Annotated in this window: 16 protein-coding genes; 7 read left to right on the top strand and 9 right to left on the bottom strand. The window is 65.1% G+C overall.

The window, feature by feature from the left end; translation table 11 throughout:
- Positions 1–194 precede the first annotated feature (194 nt).
- A complete protein-coding gene (gene mgtE, locus RVY76_RS16990; protein ID WP_317377257.1) occupies positions 195–1,511 on the top strand; it encodes a magnesium transporter in 1,317 nt (438 codons plus the stop codon).
- A 384-nt stretch (positions 1,512–1,895) separates the two neighbouring features.
- Here the strand turns inward: mgtE and RVY76_RS16985 are convergent, their stop codons facing one another.
- The 5 genes from RVY76_RS16985 to RVY76_RS16965 form a co-directional block, all read right to left on the bottom strand.
- Complete coding sequence (locus RVY76_RS16985) at positions 1,896–3,350, bottom strand: TRAP transporter large permease (RefSeq protein WP_317377255.1); 1,455 nt, start codon at positions 3,348–3,350, stop codon at positions 1,896–1,898.
- A 3-nt stretch (positions 3,351–3,353) separates the two neighbouring features.
- On the bottom strand, positions 3,354–4,040 hold the full coding sequence (locus tag RVY76_RS16980; protein ID WP_317377253.1) for a TRAP transporter small permease: 687 nt from the start codon (positions 4,038–4,040) through the stop codon (positions 3,354–3,356).
- Positions 4,041–4,108: 68 nt separating this feature from the next.
- Complete coding sequence (locus tag RVY76_RS16975) at positions 4,109–5,128, bottom strand: DctP family TRAP transporter solute-binding subunit (protein WP_317377251.1); 1,020 nt, start codon at positions 5,126–5,128, stop codon at positions 4,109–4,111.
- A gap of 196 nt (positions 5,129–5,324) precedes the next feature.
- Positions 5,325–6,656, bottom strand: coding sequence for a sigma-54 dependent transcriptional regulator (locus RVY76_RS16970; RefSeq protein WP_317377249.1), 1,332 nt, complete (start codon positions 6,654–6,656; stop codon positions 5,325–5,327).
- The gene (locus RVY76_RS16965) at positions 6,653–8,404 is read right to left on the bottom strand and encodes an ATP-binding protein (protein ID WP_317377247.1); all 1,752 of its coding nucleotides are present in this window, start codon (positions 8,402–8,404) and stop codon (positions 6,653–6,655) included. The genes RVY76_RS16970 and RVY76_RS16965 overlap by 4 nt, the downstream gene beginning before the upstream one ends.
- 658 nt (positions 8,405–9,062) lie before the next feature.
- Between RVY76_RS16965 and RVY76_RS16960 the strand changes: the two genes are divergently transcribed.
- Positions 9,063–10,703: an acetolactate synthase large subunit gene (locus RVY76_RS16960; RefSeq protein WP_317377245.1), complete on the top strand. Its 1,641-nt coding sequence runs from the start codon at positions 9,063–9,065 to the stop codon at positions 10,701–10,703.
- Between the two features lie 82 nt (positions 10,704–10,785).
- On the opposite strand, the gene RVY76_RS16955 is transcribed toward RVY76_RS16960, so the two are convergent.
- The gene (locus RVY76_RS16955; RefSeq protein ID WP_317377244.1) at positions 10,786–11,301 is read right to left on the bottom strand and encodes a TetR/AcrR family transcriptional regulator; all 516 of its coding nucleotides are present in this window, start codon (positions 11,299–11,301) and stop codon (positions 10,786–10,788) included.
- A 218-nt stretch (positions 11,302–11,519) separates the two neighbouring features.
- Between RVY76_RS16955 and RVY76_RS16950 the strand changes: the two genes are divergently transcribed.
- The 3 genes from RVY76_RS16950 to RVY76_RS16940 are packed head-to-tail and all read left to right on the top strand — an operon-like array spanning position 11,520 to position 15,296.
- Positions 11,520–12,017: a (2Fe-2S)-binding protein gene (locus RVY76_RS16950; protein ID WP_317377242.1), complete on the top strand. Its 498-nt coding sequence runs from the start codon at positions 11,520–11,522 to the stop codon at positions 12,015–12,017.
- Positions 12,014–13,066 (top strand): xanthine dehydrogenase family protein subunit M, encoded by a 1,053-nt coding sequence (locus tag RVY76_RS16945; RefSeq protein ID WP_317377240.1) that lies wholly within the window; start codon positions 12,014–12,016, stop codon positions 13,064–13,066. The genes RVY76_RS16950 and RVY76_RS16945 overlap by 4 nt, the downstream gene beginning before the upstream one ends.
- Positions 13,059–15,296, top strand: coding sequence for a xanthine dehydrogenase family protein molybdopterin-binding subunit (locus RVY76_RS16940; protein ID WP_317377238.1), 2,238 nt, complete (start codon positions 13,059–13,061; stop codon positions 15,294–15,296). The genes RVY76_RS16945 and RVY76_RS16940 overlap by 8 nt, the downstream gene beginning before the upstream one ends.
- 394 nt (positions 15,297–15,690) lie before the next feature.
- Here RVY76_RS16940 and RVY76_RS16935 read toward each other — a convergent pair whose 3' ends face one another.
- On the bottom strand, positions 15,691–16,650 hold the full coding sequence (locus tag RVY76_RS16935) for a DUF4394 domain-containing protein (protein ID WP_317377236.1): 960 nt from the start codon (positions 16,648–16,650) through the stop codon (positions 15,691–15,693).
- A gap of 738 nt (positions 16,651–17,388) precedes the next feature.
- On the opposite strand from RVY76_RS16935, the gene RVY76_RS16930 reads away from it, so the two are divergent.
- Positions 17,389–18,642 carry an acetamidase/formamidase family protein gene (locus RVY76_RS16930; protein ID WP_317377234.1) on the top strand — a complete coding sequence of 418 codons (1,254 nt, stop codon included), beginning with the start codon at positions 17,389–17,391 and terminating at the stop codon, positions 18,640–18,642.
- A gap of 52 nt (positions 18,643–18,694) precedes the next feature.
- Here the strand turns inward: RVY76_RS16930 and RVY76_RS16925 are convergent, their stop codons facing one another.
- Positions 18,695–19,195, bottom strand: coding sequence for a thermonuclease family protein (locus RVY76_RS16925; RefSeq protein ID WP_317377232.1), 501 nt, complete (start codon positions 19,193–19,195; stop codon positions 18,695–18,697).
- A gap of 618 nt (positions 19,196–19,813) precedes the next feature.
- Here RVY76_RS16925 and RVY76_RS16920 point away from each other — a divergent pair.
- The gene (locus RVY76_RS16920) at positions 19,814–21,457 is read left to right on the top strand and encodes a matrixin family metalloprotease (RefSeq protein WP_317377230.1); all 1,644 of its coding nucleotides are present in this window, start codon (positions 19,814–19,816) and stop codon (positions 21,455–21,457) included.
- 206 nt (positions 21,458–21,663) lie between these two features.
- Here the strand turns inward: RVY76_RS16920 and RVY76_RS16915 are convergent, their stop codons facing one another.
- Positions 21,664–23,655 carry an HWE histidine kinase domain-containing protein gene (locus RVY76_RS16915; protein ID WP_317377228.1) on the bottom strand — a complete coding sequence of 664 codons (1,992 nt, stop codon included), beginning with the start codon at positions 23,653–23,655 and terminating at the stop codon, positions 21,664–21,666.
- Between the last annotated feature and the right edge of the window lie 160 nt (positions 23,656–23,815).

Genomic DNA, 23,815 nt, shown 5'->3' with positions numbered 1-23,815 from the left:
CCCGACTGGCCCATCGCTCCTTTCGGAACCCTCGCAAGTTGCATACCGCGTGCCCGGAAGGCCGGGACCCGACCTGCCCGGCTTGCACCGGCACGGGGGACAAGTTCAGTTCCCAAGTGTTCAACGTATCGCGCCCGTGGGGAAACTTCGCACGCGGATCATGTCGCGACCACGCACGGAACGAAGGAGACGACATGCAAGGGATGAGGATCTCCGACGATGCGCCCGGGGTAGAAGACCGACTGTCGGAGGCCGAACCGCACGCCCTGGCCCGTGTGCTGAACCGTGCCCCCTCCGCGGACCGAACCCGTGCGATGCGGGCCTTGCCGAACGACAAGGCGGTTTGGGTCTTCGGCCTTCTCGAGCCGACGAACCAGCTCGACGTGCTGCAATCGGCCGACGAGAACGAGCGACGGCGGCTGCTCCACGAGATGGAGCCCGACGACCGGGCTCGAATGCTGAGCTTTTTGTCGGACGATGATGCCGAGGCGCTTCTGCAACAGCTCACGCCGGACGAGCGGGCGACCACGCGAACGGTGCTCGGCTATCCCAGACACAGCGCCGGCCGGATCATGAGCCCCGAATTCATGCGCCTGACCCCCGAGATGAGCGTGTCCGACGCCCTTGTCGCCATCCGGGCTGGCCAGAAACGCGCCGAGACCGTGTTCGTGATGCCGGTCGCGAATGACGACATGCGGCTGCTCGGCACCGTCGATCTCGCCCAGATCGTTCTCGCGTCGCCGGATATGAGGATCGCCGATCTGGCAGAGCGGAACGTGCCCGCGGTTTCGGTCATGGACGATCAGGAAGAGGTCGCACGACTGATGAAATCGGCGGATCTGATGATCGTACCGGTCGTCGAGACGCAGGACCGACTGGTCGGCATCATCACATTCGACGATGCCATGGAGGTTCTGGAATTCGAGGAAGGCGAGGATTTCGCCCGCTCCGGAGCTGCCGAACCGGTCGGCCGCCCCTACCTGTCCGTCCCCGTCCTGCGCCTTGTCCAGTCGCGGATCGTCTGGCTGTCGGTGCTTGCGGTCGCCGCCAGCCTGACCGTGAACGTGCTCAACGCATTCGAGGCGACACTGGAAAGTGTCGTGACCCTCGCCCTGTTCATTCCGTTGCTGATCGGCATCGGGGGAAATGCAGGCGCGCAGTCGGCCACCACCATCGTCCGTGCGCTCGCGATCGGTGACGTCGCACCGCGGGACGCCCTGCGCATCGCCTGGCGCGAAACCCGAACCGGCTTTGTCATGGGCCTCGTCATCTCCGTCTTCGCGTTCGTGCTGCTCTCATTTCTGTTCGACCTCTCGATCGCGCTCGTCGTGGCGTTGACGCTGATATTCATCTGCACGCTCGCCGCCCTGGTGGGATCGCTGATGCCTGTCATCGCCCGGGTGCTTTCCATCGACCCCGCGGTCTTCAGCGCCCCCTTCGTCACGACGGTCGTCGATGCCTCCGGGCTTCTGATCTATTTCCTGGTCGCCCGCGCCGTGCTGGGGGTCTGAGCCACGCGGACGGGAAGATCACCCGTGATGGATTGGCTGTCGGTGACGCGGTCGACCCGGCGCACGTGCGATAGATGACGTCCGTTTCCGGTTGCGGCGGCTGGCAAGGAAGCCTGAACCGCACGTATCCTTCGCCTTGGATCGCGTCTGGACGTGTGGCCTCGCTCGCCAAACAACCCGGTAACACCTGCCGGGCAGCTCTGGAACACCCTCGCCCCGATGCAAGCGCCGAACCTGTGGCGGTCGACGCTCGATCGAAGTGAACGGCGCGCTCGCCTGCTTGGCGTCTTGCGGTCCGTCCGGTTCGACCCTTCTCAGGATCCGCATATTCGGACCAGGATCACCGGCGGAACGTGTCCGCCGGTGACCATCTCGGTTGCGGGGTCAGTTCGTCACGATTTCCGGCCCCATGAATGCCGTCGGCAACCAGGTCGAAAGGAACGGCACGTATGTCACGAGGATCAGGAACACAAAGAGCACCGCCAGGAACGGCAGGGCGGCGCGGACAACGCCCATCACCGACATGTTGGCCACGCCCGAGGTCACGAAGAGGTTGAGGCCCACGGGCGGTGTGATCATCCCGATCTCCATGTTCACCACCATGATGATGCCCAGGTGGATCGGATCGATCCCGAGCTGGATGGCGATGGGAAACACGAGCGGTGCGACGATCACGATGAGGCCGGAGGGCTCCATGAACTGGCCGCCGATCAGGAGGATCACGTTCACGATCACGAGGAACATGATCGGCCCGAACCCGGCGCTCAGCATGGCACCCGCGATATGCTGCGGGATCTGCTCGTCGGTCAGGACGTGCTTCAGGATCAGCGCATTGGCGATGATGAACATCAGCACGATAGTCAGCTTGCCCGCCTCGAAGAGGGTCTCGCGGGTATCGCGGTGGAAGAATGCCGTGACGATGGCCCAGGGTTTCTCGAGAAGGGTCGACTTCTCGTCCATCGCCGGAGCGGCCGCCGCCGAGAGGGACCTCGGGCCGGGCTCGCCCAGGATGGCGCTCATGGCGGGCTTCGGGGTCCTGCCGCCGGTGGCGAGCGGCCCCATGTCGCGGTAGACGAAACAGGCGATGAAGAAGGCATAGACCGACGCCACGGCCGCCGCTTCGGTCGGCGTGAAGATACCGCCGTAGATGCCGCCGAGGATGATCACGATCAGGAAAAGGCCCCAGGCGGCATCCTTGCCCGATGCCCAGACCTCGCCCCAGCCCTTCCACTCGCCCTGCGGCAGGTGCTTGACCTTGGCGACCACGTAGATCGTGGTCATCAGCATGATGCCCGCGAGAAGGCCCGGGATCACGCCCGCGAGGAACATTCGCCCGACCGAGACGTCCGTGGCCGAGGCGTAGACCACCATGACGATCGAGGGCGGGATCAGGATGCCGAGCGTACCGGCATTGCAGATGACGCCTGCCGCGAACTCCTTGGAATAGCCGGTCTGCCGCATCGCCGCGATGACGATGGAGCCGATGGCGACCACGGTGGCGGGCGACGATCCGGAAAGGGCCGCGAACATCATGCAGGCAAAGACGCCGGCGATGGCGAGGCCGCCCGGAAGATGCCCGGTCAGCGCGATGGCGAAGCGGATGATCCGCTTGGCCACCCCGCCCGTCGACATGAAGCACGAGGCGAGGACGAAGAACGGGATCGCGAGAAGCGTGTAGTGGCCGGCCATCGCGTTGTAGAATTGCTGCGCGATGGAGGCGAGAGACGTATCCGAGAACCACAGCAGGAACAGGGTCGAGGCAAGACCCAGAGAGACCGCGATGGGCACGCCGATCAGCAGGAAGCCGATCGTCATGAGAAACAGGAGAACGACATCCATGAATCAGGCCTCCTCTGCCCGAAGTTTCGCCTGCACCTCGGCGACGTCGTCTTCGGCTTCGTGGCTGACGATGAAGCTGGCGCGGGTGCCTTGCCAGACGCCGACGAAGGCCTGGACGAGGCGGAACGAATAGAGGGCCACGCCGACCGGAAGCATCGTGTAGCCGACGACGCGGGGAAGTTTCTCGTAGGTCTCGCCCATGTTGATGAGCGGCTCGAGCCAGCGCAGGAACGGCAGCATCGGAATCTGGTCGGTGACGTACCATGCCTGATCGCGCGTTTCCTCGAACCCGAGGGGGAACCAGCGTCCCGCGGTGCGATCAAGGGCGGCGTAGGGTGCCCAGTAATCCCACGAGCCCTTCATCAGGAGGAACGCGTAAACGAGGCAGCAGATGCCCGCGGCGATGCCCATCCAGCGCTTCTGCCGGCCGGAGACGATGTTGAGGACGGCGTCCACCCCGAGATGCGCGGTGATCTTCACGCAGTAGCTGATGCCGAACAGGATCAGCCACGCGAAGAGGACGAGCGTCGCCTCGAGACCCCAAATCAGCGATGCGTTGAAGACATAGCGCAGGATGACGTTGACGAAGGTCACTAGGGTCATGAGGCCGAGAAGGACGGCGATGGCCGTCCGCTCGAATTCGTCGACCGCCCGTGACCAGCCGGTGTAACCGGATGGCTTGGCAGACATTGTCCCCTCCCGGGATGAAGATGGAAAAGAATGTGGCGGCCCCGGTCCTGCCGGGGCCGCCGGACCCCTCAGGAGCCCGAGGCGACGCGCTGGTTGATCGCCTGCGCGGCCGAGATGGTGTCGGCCCCGATGCCGTCCTCGAACTGCGACCAGACGGGCTTCATGGCATCGACCCATTCCTGACGCTGCTCGGGGGTAAGCTCGCGGACCACGCCGCCCGCGTCGATGATCGCCTGCCGGGCCTCGGCGTCCACCTGGGTCACCGCAGCGTTCCGCTCGGCCGTCACTTCGTCCAGGATCGTCATGAACTGGTCGCGCACATCCGGCTCGAGGCCGTCGAGCCAGTCGACGGAGGCCACGACCACGTAATCCAGAACGCCGTGATTCGTCTCGGTCGTGCCGTCCTGCACCTCGAAGAACTTCTGGCCGTAGATGTTCGACCAGGTATTCTCCTGCCCGTCGACGACGCCCTGCTGAAGTGCGCCGTAGGTTTCCGAGAAGGCCAGAGGCTCGGCGGTGGCCCCGAGCGCCTGCATCTGGGCCACGAGAACGTCGGACGGCTGCACGCGGAACTTCAGGCCCTTCGCGTCGGCCGGCACGAGGAGCGGCTTGTCGGCCGAGAACTGCTTCAGGCCGTTGTGCCAGTAGGCGAGGCCCGACAGACCGCGGCGTTCCATCGACGAAAGCATGTCCTGCCCGGTCTCGGAGGCCTGGAATTCATCGACGGCCTCCATGTTGGCGAACATGAACGGCAGGTCGTAGATCTGGAACACCTTGGTGAAGGTCTCGAATTTCGACAGCGACGGCGCGGCGAGCTGGACATCGCCCTGCAGCATCGCCTCGAGCACCTTGTCGTCGTCGTAGAGGACCGAGTTGGCGTAGACCTCCATGCAGACCTTGCCGTCCATCTCGGCATTGACGCGCTCCTTCAGCAGCTCGGCGGCGATACCCTTTGGATGCTTGTCGGTATTGGTGATATGGCTGAACTTGATGACGGTCTCGCCGTCGTCGCAGCCGCCTGCCTCCTGCGCGGATGCGCATCCCGCGGCGAGAACGAGTGCGATGGCGGTGGTGGTCAGAAACTTCATCTGGGGTTCCTCCCGAAAACCCGGTGCGCCACGTGCGCTCCTGTCGGCTGGTCGGGATCGTTCGCGCCGATCGCGAGCCTTGCGAAGAGCGCAAGGCGGCTATGCATGAAATAAGACCCGGGCAATTCGGCGGGATGTTTCGGGTTCCACCCATCGGTGGCCATCCGACGCGTCCGAAACCGAAACGCGGAACCGGTCAGTCGGTGAAGTCCTCGCGGCGGATGCCGTGTTTGTGCATCTTCTCGTAGAGCGTCTTGCGGCCCAGCCCGAGCGATTCGTAGGTCGATTTCAGGCTGCCGCCATTCGAGGCGAGCGTGGACGCGATCAGGTCCCGCTCGAACCTGTCGACGCGTTCGTGCAGCGTGCCCTTCGTCTCGGTTCCCGCATCGGCCTCGATGTCGAGGCCAAGGACATGCAACTCCGCCGCGCTTTGCAATTCGCGCAGATTGCCAGGCCATTCCCGCCGCAGGAGCGCCATGGCCCGGTCGGGCGTGACCTCCGGAAGAGGACGGGACAGCCTCTCGGCTGCCTCGATGAGAAAGGTCTGGTAGAGCTTCGGCACGTCGCCCGGTCGTGCGACGAGCGGTGGCAGGGTCAGCGTGACCGGCGCGATCCGGTAGAGCAGATCGTCGCGGAACGTACCGGCGGCCACAAGCGGCTCGAGCGGGGTCCTGCTCGACGCGACGAACCGTACGGAGAGGTCCACCGGATCGGTCGCGCCCAGCGGCACGATCCGCCGTTCCTCGATCACCCGCAGAAGCTTGAGCTGGATGGCGAGCGATGTCGCTTCGATCTGGTCGAGATAGACCGTCCCGCCCCTCGCATGCTCAAGCCGTCCGATCCGCGTCCGCATCGCCCCGGGAAAGGCCCCCGCGACATGGCCGAACAATTCGGATTCGAGATGTTCGGCCGGCAGAGCGGCGAGGTTCAGCGCGACGAAGGGCTTCCCGGCCCCGCAGGACAATTCGTGGATGACGCGCGCGACATGCTCCTTGCCCGTGCCGGTCTCACCCACGATGAGCGCGTCGAGCGCGCTTGCCGCCACGGCCCGCACCCGGGCGCGCAGCGACACGATCTGCGGCGATTGTCCCGGGATCGCCGTCGCGACCGGATCGTCGCCCAAATGGAAGGCGGTCGACCGCAACGCCTCGATCTCGCTTCTGAGGCGGCGCTTTTCGAGGCCACGCTCGATTGCGCCGACCAGCCGTTCGATCGCGAAGGGCTTCTCAATGAAATCGTAGGCCCCCTGACCGAGCGCCTCCACCGCCATCGGCACATCGCCGTAGCCCGTCATGAGAACCACCGGCACATCGGGGTCGCGCGCGAGGGCCGCCTTCAGGAATGCCAGCCCGTCCATGCGCGGCATTCGGATATCCGACACGACGATGCCGCCGAAGCCCGGCCCGATGCGGTCGAGCGCCCGCTCGGCCCGCGCGAAGGCCATGACCTTGTATCCGCTCAGCTCCAGCGACTCGGCGACCGAGATCCGGATATCCTCCTCGTCGTCGACCAGGATCACATCCGTCATGCCGCCACGTCCGCAGCCAGGACCCGGCGCAACGAGAGGACGAACCGCGCGCCGCCGCCGGGCACGTTCCCCGCCGTGAGCGTTCCTCCGAAATCACGCACGATGTTGAAGGAGATCGAGAGGCCGAGACCCAGCCCCAGACCGACCTCCTTCGTCGTGAAGAACGGATCGAAGATCTTGTCCAGCACCGCGTCGGGAATGCCCGTGCCGTTATCTTCCACGACAAGATCCACCGTCTCGGCCTGCGGCATGATCGCGATCCGCACATGCGGCTCCCGCCCCTCCGGCATCGCGTCGAGCGCGTTCACGACAAGGTTCATCACGACGTGCTGCAACCGGATCATGCCGCCCACGACAGGGCCACCCGCCTTGCCCGTTACCTCCACCGTCGCGTGCGCGGCCTGCAACCGTCCCTCGATCAGGGCAAGCGCCTCGTCCACGATGACCGCAAGATCGACCGGCTCCGATGTCCCGTCGGATTTGCGGGCAAACCGGGTCAGGTGCTTCGACAGCGCCGCCATGCGTTCTGTCAGGCGCATGATACGCGCGAGGGTGTCATCGGCCCGATCGACCTGTCCCGCACGGTGAAAGGCCCGCGCATTGCCGCAATACGTCCTGATCGCCATGAGCGGCTGATTGAATTCGTGGCTGAGCGCCGCGGACATCTGACCCAGCGCAGCGAGCTTGCCGGCCTGCACGAGTTCCTCCTGCGTGCGGCGCAATCCATCCTCGGCCGCCCGTCGTTCCGCCACCTCGATCTCGAGCCGTGCATTTGTCGATGTCAGATCGGCGGTGCGGTCCGCCACGCGCCGTTCGAGCTCCAGGCGATACCGTTCCCGGTCCGCGAGTTTGCGAGCGAGCCGGTCACGCCGCTGAACCGAAAGCCGGGCCAGGGCCGCGGCGGCGATCCCGGCAGCGGCAAGCGCCACGGCCAGCATCCATTGCTGACGCCGCAGATCGGCGATGCCGTAGAGCAGATGGAGCGTCCACCGCTCACGCTCCAGCGCACGCTCCACGGGCAGGTACGTCCGGGCCGTGCCCCCTGTCACGCGGAGGAACTGCGACCGGGCGGAAAGCGGGGCGGGACCGATGGTTTCGGGGTCGTAGGACCGGACCCTCGCGACCTCGGCCTTCGCGGACGGCGTGAGCGGTTCGAGCGCGGTCAGCCGGAGCGCAGGCAGGGTCGACAGGATCACAACGCCCGCCTTGTCCGTGATGAAGATCGGATAGGCCGCTTCGGCCAGTGTCCGTTCGAGCGCAGCGGCAGAGACCTTGACCACCACGACACCGATGGTCTCGTCCCCGCGCTGGATCGGTGCCGACAGGTAATATCCCCGTTGCCCCGATGTCGTCCCGAGGCCGAAGAAATGGCCCGGTCGTCCGGAAATCGCATCGGCGAAATACGGTCGGTACGAAAAATTCCGGCCGACGAACGTGGTGATGAGGTCCCAGTTCGACGCGGCGACGGTCGTGCCGTCCCTCGCGATGAGATACGTGTCGGAAGTTCCCGCGATTTGGTTCCACTCCGCGAGTTCGCGGTTCAGCGCATCGAGCTCGTCCCGCCCGGCACCGTCCTCCAGCGCTGAAATGACCCGCGGATTGCGCGCATAGAGCGCGGGCAGCGTTTCGTAGCGGTGAAACCAGCCGCCGATGGTCTCGTTCGTCTGCGAAAGTTGCGCCAGGGCGTTGGCACGCGTGCGCTCCACGAGAAGGGCGTTGGCCGAGAGGAACGCGGCCACGAATAGCACGGCACCCGCGGCACCCCAGAGGAGCGACGCACGCCGACGGCGAACAGGTGCATGAACGGGTCGAGGTCTCCGCATGGCAAATCATAGCTCCAGACCACTCTTCGCTGGAAGGAGATTGTTGCGAAGCATTTGCTGAGAGGTTTTCACGGCCTGACTGCAAGCCTTGGACATCCGTTTCGGTTCTCACGGGTCTCGGTCCGGCGGAACATCGGTGAGCCCCCCGAACTCATCACGGCCGACCAAGCGAGTAATTCCTGCCGCAGATCGGCCTCTCACGGGCCGTGGACAGGCTGCCGCCAAATCGCGGGAGACGAGAGATCGAACCGAGACGAAGTCAGGCCCACCGGCTCCTGAAATATTCTGACCACCGGACGTGGCCTACGCCTCAGGCTCTCACCGAAGAATGCGCGGGCGGGATCAGGCGGTTGGCCATGTCCGCGTTCGGGACGGGCATCCGACCCGCTCGGGGCATCCTGAAGCTGACACTCCTTCGCCGCCATGCGCTTCTCCGACGGATCGGGCCAAGTCTGGCCCGTCACGATCCTCGACTTACATGTTCGCCTGCCAGTGGACGGCCCTGCTTGCGTACCGGGTCACAGAAGCGGCGTTCGACCCAGGTCGTCGCCGTCCCCTTCGAATTGAACAAGGACCAGCCCTCATGAAAGCTTCCGATCTTCTGGTCGCTGCGTTGGAGAACGAAGGGGTCGAGTACATCTTCGGCATTCCCGGCGAAGAAAATCTCGACCTGCTCGAAAGCCTCGCCGGCTCTCGGATCAAGCTCGTACTCACCCGTCACGAACAGGCCGCGGGCTTCATGGCGGCGACCTATGGCCGCTTCACCGGGAAGGCCGGCGTCTGTCTCTCGACGCTGGGACCCGGTGCCACCAACCTCGTCACGGCCGCCGCCTATGCAACGCTCGGCGGCATGCCCATGCTGATGCTGACCGGCCAGAAGCCGATCCGCAGCTCCAAGCAGGGCCGGTTCCAGATCCTCGACGTCGTGGACATGATGCAGCCGGTCACCAAATCCTCCAGACAGCTTCTTTCCGGCACGGGCATCCCGAGCCGCCTGCGCGAGGCGGTGCGCCTGGCCGAAGAGGAGAAGCCCGGTGCCACCCATCTGGAGCTGCCCGAGGACATCGCCCAGGAAGAGGTGGACGGCATCCCGATCGACCCGTCCCAGACGCGCCGCCCCGTGCCGGAGGAGAAGGCCGTTCGGGCTGCGGTCGAGAAGCTCCGCGCCGCGAAGGCCCCCATCCTCGTGATCGGGGCGGGGGCCAACCGCAAGCTGACCTCGAAGATGCTAACCGAACTGGTCGATACATTCGGCATCCCCTTCGTCACGACGCAGCTCGGCAAGGGGGTCGTGGACGAACGAAGCCCGCATTTCATGGGCTGTGCGGCACTGTCGTCGGGCGATTTCGTGCATCGCGCGATCGACGCGGCCGACCTCATCGTCAATATCGGCCACGACGTGATCGAGAAGCCCCCCTTCTTCATGAAGCCCGATGGCACCGAGGTGGTGCATATCAACTTCCGCTCCGCCGAGGTCGATCCGGTCTACTTCCCGCAGCTCGAGGTCGTGGGCGACATCGCCAACGCGATCTGGCAGATCAAGACGGGCCTGGCGGACCATCCCGTCTTCGACTGCACCCGGATGCGAGAGATCAAGCGCCACCACGACGCCCATCTCGAGGAAGGGGCCGACGATGACCGGTTCCCGGTCTATCCCCAGCGGCTCGTCGCCGATGTCCGGCGGGTCCTGCCGTCGGACGGCATCGTCTGTCTCGACAACGGCATCTACAAGATCTGGTTCGCCCGGAACTACCTCGCGCACGGGCCGAATACGGTCATCCTCGATAACGCGCTCGCGTCGATGGGGGCGGGTCTGCCCTCGGCGATGGCGGCCACGCTGGTCAATCCCGGCCGGCGCGTGCTGGCCGTGGTGGGCGATGGCGGATTCATGATGAACAGCCAGGAACTCGAAACGGCCGTGCGGCTCGGCCTCGACCTGACGCTGCTGATCCTGAACGACGCGGCATACGGCATGATCCGCTGGAAGCAGGCCGATATGGGATTCCGCGATTACGGCCTGAGCTACAACAATCCCGACTTCGTGACCTATGCCCGCAGCTACGGTGCCGAGGGACACCGCATCGCGTCGGCCGACGCGCTCGCCCCGACGCTCGAACGGTGTCTCGCGGAAGGCGGTGTGCACGTAATCGACTGTCCCGTCGACTATTCCGAGAACGACCGGATCCTCCACCACGAGATCCAGGACCGCAGCGCGGAGGTGTAGCCGGAGTTTCCGGCCATGCATCGACACACCTGCAACGGCTGCACCCTTTATCTGCTTGGATCCACCGATCCGACCGGGGCAATCATTCAGAAGGCGGAGGCTGGACCCGCAGACCGTCGAGGAAAATATCCAGACGCCGCAGAACCTGCCGTTTCCAGGCGGGACCCGGCTCATGGGCATAACAGAGCGCATACATGGTCTCGACCAGATCCTCGCCCGTCACGTCCGCGCGAAGATGTCCTGCCTCGGCTCCACGCTGCAGAAGGGTGTTCAGGGCCACCGTGAGACGCCCCGACAGCTCCGAATAGGACGCCTTCGCCTCCTCCGTCACCACGACCGAAAGCGCCCCGAGAAGCCCCCGCTTGGTCTCCACCAGATCAACGTTCGCGTGCAGCCATTCCCGCAGGGCTTCGAGCGGGCTCCCGGCAGCCTCCAGCGCTTCGGCCCGGGTGACCACCTGTTCCAGCTCCTGGCGAAAGACCGCATGAAACAGGGCATCGCGGTTCGGAAAGTGGCGATACAGCGTGCCGACGCCGACGCCGGCCGTCCGGGCGACGGCTTCGAGGCTCGCCGAAGGCCCCCCACCCCCGAGAACCACCTTCGCCGCGGCGATCAGACGCGTGCGGTTTTCGACGGCGTCACGACGCGGCTTGCGCTTGCGATCTTCCTCGATCGACTTATCCTTTCCTTGAAACCGGAGGCACCCTCCGTATATTTTGACAGGGACCGCCCACGCGGTCCGATTGCCGCAAGCATAGAGCCCGGCGTCGCAAGGCGCGAGAACCACGCACGCCAAGTAACCAGAAAGGGAGAGGCATGTCGCTTTCGATCAGCCTGACACTAAACGGCACGGAGCGCGAGGTCGCACTCGACGATCCGCGCGTCACGCTTCTCGACCTCCTGCGAGAGCGTCTGGACCTGGCAGGAACCAAGAAGGGGTGCGACCGGGGGCAATGCGGCGCCTGTACGGTCCTCGTCGACGGAAGACGGGTCAATTCCTGCCTGACGCTCGCCGCCACGCTGGACGGTGCCGATGTCACGACCATCGAGGGGCTGGCACGCGAAGACGATCTGCACCCCGTCCAGCAGGCCTTCATCGACAATGACGGGTTCCAGTGCGGCTACTGCACGCCGGGCCAGATCATGAGCGCCGTCGGCCTGATCGCCGAGGGCACGACAGGCGACGATCCCGAACGGATCCGCGAGGGGATGAGCGGCAATATCTGCCGTTGCGCGGCCTATCACGGCATCACCCTCGCGGTTCAGCAGGCCCTGCGCCGGATGGACAACGACAGGAAGGGAGACGCGGCATGAAACCGTTCGACTTCGTGCAACCGACCACCGTCGACGAGGCACTGGCGGCCTGGGAGCCGGGCGCGGCGTGGCTCGGCGGAGGCACCAACCTCGTCGACCTGATGAAGACCGGAGCCCTCGCACCCACACGCGTCATCGACGTCACCCGTCTGTCCGGCCTCGACCGGATCGAGCACTGCGAGGACGGCAGTTTCCGGCTCGGTGCATTGGTCCGCAATTCCGACCTCGCACACGATGGGGAAATGCTGGCGAATTTTCCGATGGTGTCCGAGGCACTTCTGGCAGGCGCGTCGGGACAGCTCCGGAATGCCGCGACGCTCGCCGGCAACCTGATGCAGCGCACCCGTTGCCCGTACTTCATGGACCCGCTCTACGCCTGCAACCGGCGCGATCCGGGTGCAGGCTGCGACGCAAAGGGCGGTGCCTGGGAGAACGCGGCGATCCTGGGCCATGGCGAGGGCTGCATCGCCACGAACCCGTCGGATTTCTGCGTCCCCCTCTCGGTGCTCGACGCGATCGTCGAGGTGCAGGGGCCGGACGGCGCGCGCGAGATCCCCCTGCGCGACTTCCACCGTCTTCCGGATGACGAATCCGTGCGGGAGACTGCGCTCGAGCCGGGCGAACTGATCCTCGCCCTGCGCCTTCCCGCCTCCGGGCGGGCCTTCGCCGGCAACTCTCGGTATCTCAAGGTGCGCGAGCGCACATCCTATGCCTTCGCGCTCGTCTCGGCCGCTGCCGCATTCCGGATGGATGGCGGGCGCATCGCCGAGGCGCGCCTTGCCCTCGGCTCCGTTGCCGCAAAGCCGTGGCGGGTCTCCGCCGCCGAGGATCTCCTGTCGGGCGAGGTGCCGGACGACGATCTCTTTGCCCGGGCGGCGGGGATCGCCCTGCAGGACGCCGTGCCCTCGAACGGCAACGGCTGGAAGATCGACCTCGCGCGCCGGACCGCGGCCCGCGCCCTTCGCCTTGCGGCGACCGGGACTCCCGAACGGATGCCCGCCCTGCCTGCTTCACCCTTCGGACAAGCGGAGGCTCCCGCCCATGCCTGACACCTTCACCCGCTTCGGCTCCAATTCCGGACAGCCCGTGACCCGCCGCGACGGGATCGCCAAGGTCACCGGCACCGCGACCTTTGCCGCAGACAACCATCCCGACGGCCTTCTGCATGCTGTCTACGTCCCCGCAGCCATCGCCCGGGGCCGGGTCGCGGACCTCGACGTTTCCGCCGCCGAGGCGCATCCCGGCGTCACGCATGTCTTCACGCCCGCGAACCGCCCCGATCTGGCGGGCGATCCCGACGACAAGCCGACCCGGTTCTCCTTCCGGATCGAGGTTCTGCAGGACGACACCGTCCGGTATGCCGGCCAGCCCATCGCCATCGTCCTCGGCGAGACGCTGGAAGCCGCGACCGAAGGCGCGAGGCTCCTCTCCCCTCGTTACGAGGCCCAGCCGCCGCGGACCGGACTGGACGACAACGCGACATTCGCGGTGGAGGAGCCCGGCTTCGGGGCTCCGGGCGACACCGTTCTGGGCGATATCGATGCCGCTCATGCCGATGCGACCATCTCGATCGACGCGACCTACGAGACGCCGCCGCAGTATCACAACGCCATGGAACCTCATGCGGTCGTGGCAGAGTGGGATGGCGACCGGCTGAGCCTCGACATGCCGAGCCAGGCGTTGCGGATGACATGCGCGGCCTACGCCCATCTCTTCGGCATTCCGGCCGAGAACGTGACGCTCCGCAGCCCGTATCTCGGCGGTGGATTCGGCTCCAAGGCCATCGCGACCGGGCCTCTCGTCCTCGCGACGCTGGCGGCACGTGCGGCGAACCGGCCGGTCAAGCTCTCCCTGACGCGACAGCAGATGTTCGGACCCGTCGGTCACAGGGGGGCAACGCGCCAGCGACTCCGCCTCGGATGCGACGCGGACGGCAACATCCTTGCGTTGGATCACGAGACGCTCGCCACGACCTCCACGTTCGAGACATTCCTGGAATCGGCCTCGAATGCCAGCCAAGGGCTCTATACCGCGTCTGCGATCCGGTCCGCCCATCGTGGTGTGCGCCTCGACGTGGGCACGCCGGGCCCGATGCGCGCCCCCGGAGAGGCCTCGGGGTCCGCGGCGCTCGAATGTGCGATCGACGAACTGGCCGAAGCGGCAAACATGGACCCGCTCGACTTTCGGCTGCGCAACTACGCAGAGGTCGAACCGGGAACCGGGCGTCCATACTCCTCCAAGGCGCTGCGCGAATGTTACGAACGGGGGGCCACGGCGTTCGGCTGGGCAGATCGGCCCCGCGCACCCGGCACGATGCGCAGCTCCGGGGGCCAACTGATCGGCTGGGGCATGGGCACCGCCTTCTTCCCCTCTCCGATGTTCGCCGCCGAGGCCCGGTCGACGCTGCGCGCCGATGGCAGCGCGGTGGTCGAGACGGGTGCCGCGGATATGGGACAGGGTGCATGGACCGCCCTCGCGCAGATCGCCGCCGATGGCCTCGGTCTCCCGCTCGACCGGGTCGAGTTCCGGTCCGGCATCTCCACCCTGCCCGACGGCGGCGTCGCGGGGGGCTCGGGCCATACCGCGACAGCCGGGGGCGCACTGCATGCCGCGGGGCGCGATGCATTGCACAAGCTGGGTGAACTGGCCGCGGAGCAGTCTGAATCACCCCTCTTCGGGGCCGGAAACTCCGAGTTCGAAGCCCGCGACGGCCGATTGTACGTGGCAGGCGACGACACGCGTGGCGATGCCTTCGCGGACATCCTCTCTCGCGCCGGCCTTTCCGAGCTGCAGGGAACCGGCAGCGCCTCGCGGCCCGAAGCGGATACCCGCGACTATGCGATGAACTCTCACGGCGCGGTCTTCGCCGAGGTGGCCGTCGATCCGGATCTGGGCCAGATCCGCGTGCGGCGTCTGGTGGGTGCCTTCGCCGCCGGGCGCATCATCAATCCCCGCCTCGCCGAAAGCCAGCTGATGGGCGGCATGATCTGGGGCCTGTCCTTCGCCCTTCTTGAGGAGGCGCGGCATGACCCGAGGACCGGCCGGATCGTCAACGCCGATCTTGCCGAGTACAAGGTCCCGGTCAACGCCGACGTGCAGGGATTGCAGGTGATCACCGTGCACGAGGACGATCCGCACGTGAACCAGCTGGGGATAAAGGGTGTGGGGGAAATCGGCATTACCGGAACGGTGGGTGCAATCGCCAACGCCATCTGGCATGCGACCGGCAAACGCGTCCGCCGCTTCCCGATCCGGATCGAGGATCTCGTCGGCATTTAAATCCGCGGCCGGCACCGCTCAGGTGATCGAGCGCGAATGCCGGGGCCGCAAGATCCGGCCCCGGCGAAACCTCTGGTCTATTTCGCCCGACGATGGGCTGTCATTCGGTACGCGGGATGCAGATCCGGGTGCCGTCCAAAACGGCCGATCGCGCAGCGAGATCAATTCAAAGCGCGTGAAGGCGTTTAATGTCTCTTTGCACAATGTCGGAAAAGATAAGACTGCAGCGGCATAAATGATCTAACCCCGAACTCCGACAAAATCGGAATTCGGGAATTTCATTTCCGATCTGGGAATGATCGCTTTTCAGCCGATGCTGTGAATTAAACAGCAAGGCAGCTGCAAGCGAGACGACACCAGCTCAGAGGCGACGCATGGTTACCGCGTCGAGGCTTCAGGCCTTCTTGCGGCGTGCGGCGCGGATCGCACCGAATGCGCCGAGACCGGTCAGGATGAGCGGAATACCGGCAGGAAGCGGGACAGCCGCCACGGTGGAGTTGGTCATCGCGGCAAAGCCCCGGTACTGACCGCGAAGATCCTCACCGAAGAAAGACGCCGCACCGGTGGCGAGGTCGATCGTGTAGAGACCGGTATTGTCCGTGTCCCTTTCCGTCAGCAGCGCGATGGCAAGGTTGTCGCCCTCGGAATCCGAGAGGATCTCGAAGCCGCCGTTCTGGTTGAAATCGAACATCTGCCCGCTGAGCGTGATCGGCGCGATCGTGTTCAGCGTTCCTGCGTTGTTGGCCAGAGTGACGAGCGAGTTCGAGTTGGCATCCAGCGCGAACTGGAGCGTTTCGCTCGCGGTCGTGCCGTCGATCGCGTTGGTGTAGGCATTGGCGAAGATACGCGGGTTGCTGCCGAAGTTCTCGTCGCCTTCCGCGTATGCAAGATCCGTGAACTGCAGGATGGAGTTCGCCCGGTCGTCCCCGAAGCTCGACGGGAAGAAGACCACGTTCTCGTCGCTGGTCGAAACGGCCCGGGCCGCGTCGATCGCGTTGTTGAAGTCGAAGCCGACACGGCTGCCCTGCGAAAGCTTGGCACCTTCGGGCGAGGTCGCGCCGGTATTGGTCAGCATGCCGGTCATCGGATCGATGATGAAGACCTGGTCGGCTGCGCCGCCAGTCCCGACCTGATAGCCGTAAAGCTCTCTCGTGACGGGGCGATAGGCGATCGCGTTGAGCCTGTCGGAAAGGGTGACGTTCGTCCCCTGCGACGCCATTCCCAGATCTTCGAAGATCGTGAGTTCCATGCCGTTGTTGCGCAGACCGTAGCCGGTGCTTCCGGACAGGGTTGCCGCGGTCGCCGTGAGGGTGGTCGCCCCCAGAATAGCCGTGGTGATCAAGGTAAGTCGCATTCGGTTTCCCCACTGTCAAACTAGTGAAATTTATTGGAGCGCGGTCAGGCCGCACCGTTCGTTAAATAGTGTTAATATTTGAAATTAAAGATAAATATTTTTGCCCCTTACTGCAACTTACTTGGCAGTAACACCGTGATTACGAAGTTTAGGTCTTGGTTAATCGGATGACTTACAGGCATCGATGCCAATCTGGCATCGACCTGCCCAAGCTCTCGATTTGCGAATTCGACGTTCGTAGCCACAGGCGGTCAATCTTTGCTTTCGTTTCGGCCTGGAAATACCCGCCTAATCCGAATGTTGTGAGCTTTCATTCCCGCAATAAGTGTACTCGATTTAGACTAAATTTGGGTTTGGCTTCATCCGCACGCCTATCCGAATGATTGCGAGATACCGAACCGGCTTTCATCGCATCCCCCCCGTTCATGCAAATGCCGGAAAAACCGTGACGGACCTTCCCGTTTCCTCCAGGCTGACTTTGGCCGATGGTGAGCCTGTCGCCATACCCTTTCAGATCGGCTCGGCAAAGCTGGCACATCCGCCACCGGAACAGGACGCGGATGGATGGCCATGCGGCGACCCAAGGCAGGCTCCGCCGCTTTCGACGGCATGATGATGAATGATTAGGCGGATCTTCCTGACGTGCCGACGAATGGCCCGCACCGCAGACGGTCGGCATGTCCTCTTGCGCGCCATGCGCCTAGCTCTTCCGGTCAGACACCCGGAGAGGATACACGCATGAAGACCGCAGCGAGACTGACCGCCGTCATGGCGCTGGGACTGGGCACCGCCCACGCTCAGCAAGTACAGCAGGGGCCGGTGGACCCGGTCCAGTTCGAGGGTGAGTTCGATACGCTCCAGCCGATGATGGACGCACCGGGCGAGGCCGAGACGCCGGAGGGACAGGGATACTACGTTCCCTCGACGGTCGACACCGTGATGTGGGGCTTCCTGCCCAATGCCGAGAGCGAGCCGGTCCTGACGGTGCCGTCGGGGGCGCTCGTCACCTTCGACACCGTATCCCACGAGGGCCTGCTGGAGGATCAGGGGCGCGATCCGGTGGAATATTTCGCCAGGTTCGGCGTCCCCGAAGAGCACGTGATCGAGGACGCGATCGCGATCGCCGGATCGGACATGGCGCACGATTTCGCCGACGGCCCGCATATCGTGACCGGACCGATCGCGATCGAGGGTGCGGAGCCCGGCGACGTGCTGAAGGTCGAGACGCTCTCGATCACGCCGCGCACCGGCTACGGGGTGATCTCGAACCGGCACGGAAAGGGCGCCCTTCCCGGCGAGTTCCCCGAGACCGAACCCCCGGCCGAAGATGCGAGCGCCGAGAACCCGGAGGCCTATCACAACGTCTCCATCTTCTCGCCCAGCACTGAGCGTGACGGAACCCTCTACGGGCTTCTGCACAATACCCGTCAGGAGCTCGTCGAATATCCGCTGCGCCCGTTCATGGGCCTGATGGGCGTCGCCGCCGACACGACAGACCCCGTGCCTTCGGTCCCGCCCGCGGAATATGGCGGCAACATGGATATCAACATGCTGGGTGCCGGGTCCACGGTCTATTACCCCGTCAACGTCGAGGGGGCGATGTTCTACACCGGCGACCCGCATGCCGCGCAGGGCGACGGCGAGGTCGCGCTGACCGCGCTGGAACATTCCATGCGCCCCACCTTCCGCATCACGCTGCTCAAGGCCGACAGCGACGACATCCCCGTCACCGGCGGGCTGACGAACCCGATCGGAGAGACCGAGGAATACTGGATTCCGGTCGGCCTCGACGAAGATCTCGACGAAGCGATGAAGGAGGCGGTGCGCCAGGCCATCGGGCTGCTCACCGCGCAGTACGACATGGATCGCGCGACCGCTCTGGCCTATCTGAGCGCGGCGACGGATTTCGAGGTCAGCCAGGTCGTCGACAAGACCAAGGGCATCCACGGCCTGATCCGGAAGTCGGACTTCGCCGAGATCCAGTCCGACTGAGCGTATCCCGGTCGCCGGATGCGGCGGCCGGACCGGATGGCGGGCGCGCGGATCACTTGCCGCGCGTGCGCCGTCCCTGCTTGAGCGCGACGCGCCACAGGAAAACGCGGGCGAACCAGGGCTCGAACGACCGGTAGGTGCCTCCCGAATAGCTCTCCCAATCAAGCGCCATGCCCCGTCGGACCATCACCGCGCTCAGGTCACGGCCATCGGGCAGGTAACAGGTCGCCACGCGCCGACCATAGGTCTTTCCCGGCAGGAAGCGCGCGGTGATCGTCTTTCTCCGGCAAAGGCGGGCCAGCACGCGCTTGGCCCGCCGCCCCTGACGGTGCGAGATCTCCGGCGCATCGATCCCCGCCAGGCGGATGCGCACCCCCGAAATATCGAGCGTGTCACCGTCGATCACGCGGGCCCGCCCCACGACGACGCGTCCCGGTGCCGCACGCCCCCGCCGCGACCGTCCGCGTCCCGCAAACGCGCGAACGATGATCCGCAGCACGCCGCTCACGATCCACCAGAGACCTTTCACGACGAAAAAGAGGAGTCGGATCATTCCTGGCGGTCCGTCGACTGGCGGACGGGAAGGGTCCGCGCGGGGACATAACATGAACACGATAGGGAAAGGCGGCGCAAGCCGAACGGCCTCGTCGCGGCAGATGGTTCGGCAGGTTTCCGCAGTCGAAGATCGGCAGATCAGCGAGCGACAGGCCCCGTCCCGGCCTCCGACACCTCGTCATTCGTTCTGTCTGCGGTTGCGCGCTCGGCAGGCACCTCTTGCAGCGGTCCGGCGGGATGAGGCCATCGCCTCGATCGCACCGTATGACATCAGCACGGGACCGTCCCCGCGGCGACGCGATCGGGCTCTGCCTGGCGGTCAAAGACATGACCCCGGCCCGCACCCGGTGCGTCGAGCTGGAATGCGCCAAGGACCGCCGACTCCGCTCGACAACCCCACACTGCAGTTTGCAGCAACCGGTCGCTCTCGGCCCGTCATCTGGATCGTCGTGACGCACCCTGCCCCGTTCCTTCGACCGCATGGCTCATCGTTCAGACGGGCGACCGAACAAGGCGACGGACAACCGCTGAGAGTATCCTTGGTGAGCCAGCAGGATGAATGATAAGGACGGTGGACGTTCTGAGATATTCATTGGACCGCCTGCGGAGCTTTCTCATGCCATTCGTCGCTGATTATACGGCCCTCCTGTCCGGCGATTACTGGACCTCGACGCCCGGCGTCCCGACGGTCGTCACCTATTCCTTCGAGACGAAACCGGAGAGTTATCTCTTCGAGATCGCGGATCGAAACTTCGTCGATTCCTTCTCGCCGCTCTCGGTCATGCAGAAGATTTCGGCCTGGGACGCCTTCGACACGATTGCCGCGGTCAGCGGCGTGACCTTCGTCGAGGTGGGAGCCGGTCAGGGCGACATCCAGTTCGGAAGCTACGACTTTTCGACGGTGCCCGATCTCGCGGATTATGCCGGGACCGCCTACTATCCGGCACGAGCCCTCGAACGCGACTACGCCTGGGATGCCGGTTACGGCGGCGACATCATGATCGACCGCAATGTGAGCTCATTCGATCTGTTCCTTCACGAGATCGGCCATGCCGTCGGGCTTCAGCATCCCTTCGACGAATGGGTGCAGCTGAGACCCGATCTCGATATCCGGGCGAACACGGTCATGTCCTACGATGACAGCTATTACGACGGCCCGGCGCTGGGACCGCTCGACGTCGATGCACTGCAATACGTCTTCGGTCGGAACGAACCCTATCGCCAAGCGCCCGGTGGCCCCGACCTTCTGCTATGGTCCTTCGACGACAACGCCCTGCGGGTCGATCAGGATTGGGGCAGTAAATCGTCGCAGATCACCGGAACGTCCCTTCGCGACGCGATCCGGGCCGGGGCCGGTGACGATCTCGTCGGTGGCTATCGCGGCGACGACCTCCTGATGGGAGGATGGGGCCAGGACACGATCTTCGGGGGCGTGGGCGGCGACAGGATCTTCGGCGGCGATCTGCATGACGTCCTGCATGGCGAAGACGGCAACGACCTCTTGGGCGGGGGCTGGGGCCACGATCTGATCGTCGGAGGGGTCGGGCACGATTCCCTTTTCGGCGCGGGCGGGAACGACGTGCTCGACGGCGGAGAGGGAGACGATCTGATCGGCGGTTGGCGCGGCGACGACGGGCTCTACGGCGGAGAAGGTCAGGATTCGCTCTGGGGTGCCGCCGGGGACGACGGTCTGGAAGGCGGAGTTGGCCATGATATTCTCGGGGGCGGAACTGGCGATGACCGGTTGGACGGATCGGACGGTCACGACGAAATCTGGGGCGGGAGCGGGTCCGACCATATTTCGGGCGGAGCCGGCCACGACCGCATCGGCGCGGGCGCCGATGACGATCTCGTCCAGGCCGGTTGGGGCCGGGACGAGGTGTTCGGCGGTGCAGGCGATGATACGCTTTCGGGCGACGGGGGCGCGGACCTCCTGTTCGGCGGAAGCGGATCGGACCGACTGTCCGGCGGTGCGGGCGACGATACGATCCATGGCGGTGCGGGGGCCGATACATTCGTCTTCACCGGGTCCGTAATACCGGGAGACGACGTCGTCCCGGATTTCGATCCGGTCGACGGCGATCTGCTCGAACTCGGGATCGACCAATGGGGAGAGCGTTCGGATCCCGAGGACTGGAACCCCTACTCGGCTCTCGGCGAGTCCGGCAACCTCATCCTCTCGAGCGGATCGGGAGGCTCGATCGAACTGGTCGGGTGGCACTCCATCGACGACGTGCTGGCCGGGATCTCGTTCGTCTGAAGCACGACTGCTCGACGCGCCCGCTCGTATTCCCTGTTCCGCGGCAAGGTTCGGTGACCTGCCGCAAGCGCGGGGATCTCCGACAATGCGGATCAGCAGCCACCATCGTCAGCGGTGGGCCGTCCGCGCCGGGTTCGGCACGGGCTCGTCCCTTCGATTGTCAGCGCCCGCCCTGATCGAACCGGACCGCGCCTGATCGGGAGGGCTTACCCGATCGCCCGGCGTACTGTCGAAATCAGGTCCGCAGGTGATATGGGTTTCTCGAGCCGCGGTGCGCCGGATCGGGGATCGTCCTCGGGGAAGGCATCGCCGTGGCCGCTCACCACGACGAAGGGAATGGACCGGACGGACAGCACTTCGGCCACGGGGGCCGAGCTTCGACCCCGCAGGTCGGCATCGAGCAACACGATATCCGGCTCGTATTTCCCGAGCGCTGCCAGCGCGGTGTCGACTGTGCCGAACTGACCCAGAACGTGGTAGCCCTCGCTTTCCAGCATGTCCGCCAGATCGAGGGCGATGATGCCGTCGTCCTCGACAACCATCACGGACGGGGCCGCAGGTTCGGAGCCCGTCTTCCGCGCGTCGGCGGGCATATCCCGGACCGGACCGGACGCCCCGCGATCCAGCGAAAGCTGGAAGCGGTAGCCGAGACCGTCCTCCCGCCACGTTCTCTCGACCTCTCCGTTGAACTGGTTCCTGACGACGTTGGACAGGAGAAGCGACCCGAAGCCCTCCTCGTGATCGTCGGCCCCGGATCCGACATTCGTCGGCAGGCCGCTCTCGATCCACTGCAATGCCATGTTGCGCTCCGCGTCGATGGACCATGTCACCGACAGATGACCTTTATCGCACCGCAGGCTTCCGTATTTAAGCGCATTCGTCGTCAGCTCGTGCAGCATCATCGCGATCAGCTGCGCATCCGCCGCCGGAAGAGGCACATGGGGGCCCTCGATGCTGACGCGGTCGTAGATGTCGGTTCCCAAAGGGGCAAGTTCGTCCTCCAGCAGATCGCGGAAGTCGACGTCGATCCAGCGCTTGCTCCCCAGCAGGGAATGCACACGCGACAATGCGGCGAAGCGGTCGCTGAGCTTCGCTTTCACGTCGTCCGCGTCGGTCCCCTTTGTGATGCGGGTGATGGACTGGATGACGGCGAGCAGGTTCCGCGCCCGGTGGTCGATCTCGGCCGCCATGACCCGCTCCCGGTCGCGGTGGCGCTCACGCTCGATCCACCCCATCGTGGTCTCGAGCACCCGCTCCGCGGCCGAGATGTCGAGCGGGCTGTAGCTCCGCTCTTCGCAATGGTGGATGAAGATGACCGACACGGCCTTGCGGTCCTCGATCCATGGAATGGCCAGCAGGCTGGCCACCCCCGCCTTTTCCAGGAACCTCCGGCCGGCAGGCTGCAATCCGGGGTCGGACAGCGACATGCTGAGGATACGTCCCGACATCAGATCGTCGCTCTTCTCGGGCATCGAACAGGCCAGATCGAGCAGGTGATCGGACGCTGCGACGCCATCGGCCCGCCATTCGTAGGTCAGCGCGAAGGCGGGCTTTCCGTTCAGCGATGCGTGTTTCCGGATGCCCACGCGGGCCGCCCCCAGAAGCTCGCCGACCCGGGTGACCGCCAGATGAAGCGCGTCATCGGCGGTCTCGCAGACCCTAAGCTCCCGGTTCAGCGTGATCAGGAATTCCGCGTTTCGTTTCTGCAGAACGGTCTCGGTCATCTCGCTTCCGGAATTGAAGATGCCGGCGATCGCACCGTCCTCCGCCCGGAGTGGCGTCAAACTGTAAGTCCAGTACGTCTCCTCCTCGAAACCGGTCCGTCGCATGGGAAGCATCTGGCCTTCCAGAAAGAGGCCCTCCCCCTCGTGGATGAGCCTGTCGAACTGCGGCTGGATGATGTGCCAGATGTCGCTCCAGACGTCCTTCGCGCGGGCCCCGAGCGAGGCGGGATGCCGAGGCCCGGGCACTGGTGCCCAGGCGTCGTTATAGAGCAGCCGAAGCTCGGGTCCCCAGTAGATCGCCGTCGGGAAGGCGGAGTTGAGGCAGATCGAAAGCGCCGAGCGCAGCGATTGCGGCCAAGTCTCGGGCGGGCCGAAGGGATGATTGCTCCAGTCGAAAGCCCTGATCCGCCCGGCCATCTCGCCGCGGCCGGTGAGGAAGTCCATCGGACCGAATGCACTCTGATCTCTCAGCATTGCGGAGTTTCCTTCGTTCAAGGCCCCCGGCGGAGGATGATCGTATTACATGCGAACTGGTAAGACGACGTATCTTACCCTCAATTCATCTTTCAAAATGCGTCTATCTTCGCCGGGGCGGATAATCTTTCCTGTCCAATACGTAATTCGCGGGCAGTTG

Origin of the sequence: Palleronia sp. LCG004 (assembly GCF_032931615.1) — a bacterium.
Classification (GTDB): Bacteria; Pseudomonadota; Alphaproteobacteria; order Rhodobacterales; family Rhodobacteraceae; genus Palleronia.
The sequence above is the reverse complement of the archived record's forward strand: the minus strand, read 5'-3'. Positions and strand labels throughout refer to the sequence as shown.

What these genes read in the sequence shown, in the direction of transcription:
- RVY76_RS16945 (WP_317377240.1), top strand. Translation starts at nt 12,014, where the DNA reads ATGAAACCGTTCGACTTCGTGCAACCGACCACCGTCGACGAGGCACTG.
- RVY76_RS16925 (WP_317377232.1), bottom strand. Translation starts at nt 19,195, where the DNA reads ATGATCCGACTCCTCTTTTTCGTCGTGAAAGGTCTCTGGTGGATCGTG.
- RVY76_RS16975 (WP_317377251.1), bottom strand. Translation starts at nt 5,128, where the DNA reads ATGAAGTTTCTGACCACCACCGCCATCGCACTCGTTCTCGCCGCGGGA.
- RVY76_RS16985 (WP_317377255.1), bottom strand. Translation starts at nt 3,350, where the DNA reads ATGGATGTCGTTCTCCTGTTTCTCATGACGATCGGCTTCCTGCTGATC.
- RVY76_RS16920 (WP_317377230.1), top strand. Translation starts at nt 19,814, where the DNA reads ATGCCATTCGTCGCTGATTATACGGCCCTCCTGTCCGGCGATTACTGG.
- RVY76_RS16960 (WP_317377245.1), top strand. Translation starts at nt 9,063, where the DNA reads ATGAAAGCTTCCGATCTTCTGGTCGCTGCGTTGGAGAACGAAGGGGTC.
- RVY76_RS16915 (WP_317377228.1), bottom strand. Translation starts at nt 23,655, where the DNA reads ATGCTGAGAGATCAGAGTGCATTCGGTCCGATGGACTTCCTCACCGGC.
- RVY76_RS16980 (WP_317377253.1), bottom strand. Translation starts at nt 4,040, where the DNA reads ATGTCTGCCAAGCCATCCGGTTACACCGGCTGGTCACGGGCGGTCGAC.
- RVY76_RS16930 (WP_317377234.1), top strand. Translation starts at nt 17,389, where the DNA reads ATGAAGACCGCAGCGAGACTGACCGCCGTCATGGCGCTGGGACTGGGC.
- RVY76_RS16940 (WP_317377238.1), top strand. Translation starts at nt 13,059, where the DNA reads ATGCCTGACACCTTCACCCGCTTCGGCTCCAATTCCGGACAGCCCGTG.
- RVY76_RS16970 (WP_317377249.1), bottom strand. Translation starts at nt 6,656, where the DNA reads ATGACGGATGTGATCCTGGTCGACGACGAGGAGGATATCCGGATCTCG.
- mgtE (WP_317377257.1), top strand. Translation starts at nt 195, where the DNA reads ATGCAAGGGATGAGGATCTCCGACGATGCGCCCGGGGTAGAAGACCGA.
- RVY76_RS16935 (WP_317377236.1), bottom strand. Translation starts at nt 16,650, where the DNA reads ATGCGACTTACCTTGATCACCACGGCTATTCTGGGGGCGACCACCCTC.
- RVY76_RS16950 (WP_317377242.1), top strand. Translation starts at nt 11,520, where the DNA reads ATGTCGCTTTCGATCAGCCTGACACTAAACGGCACGGAGCGCGAGGTC.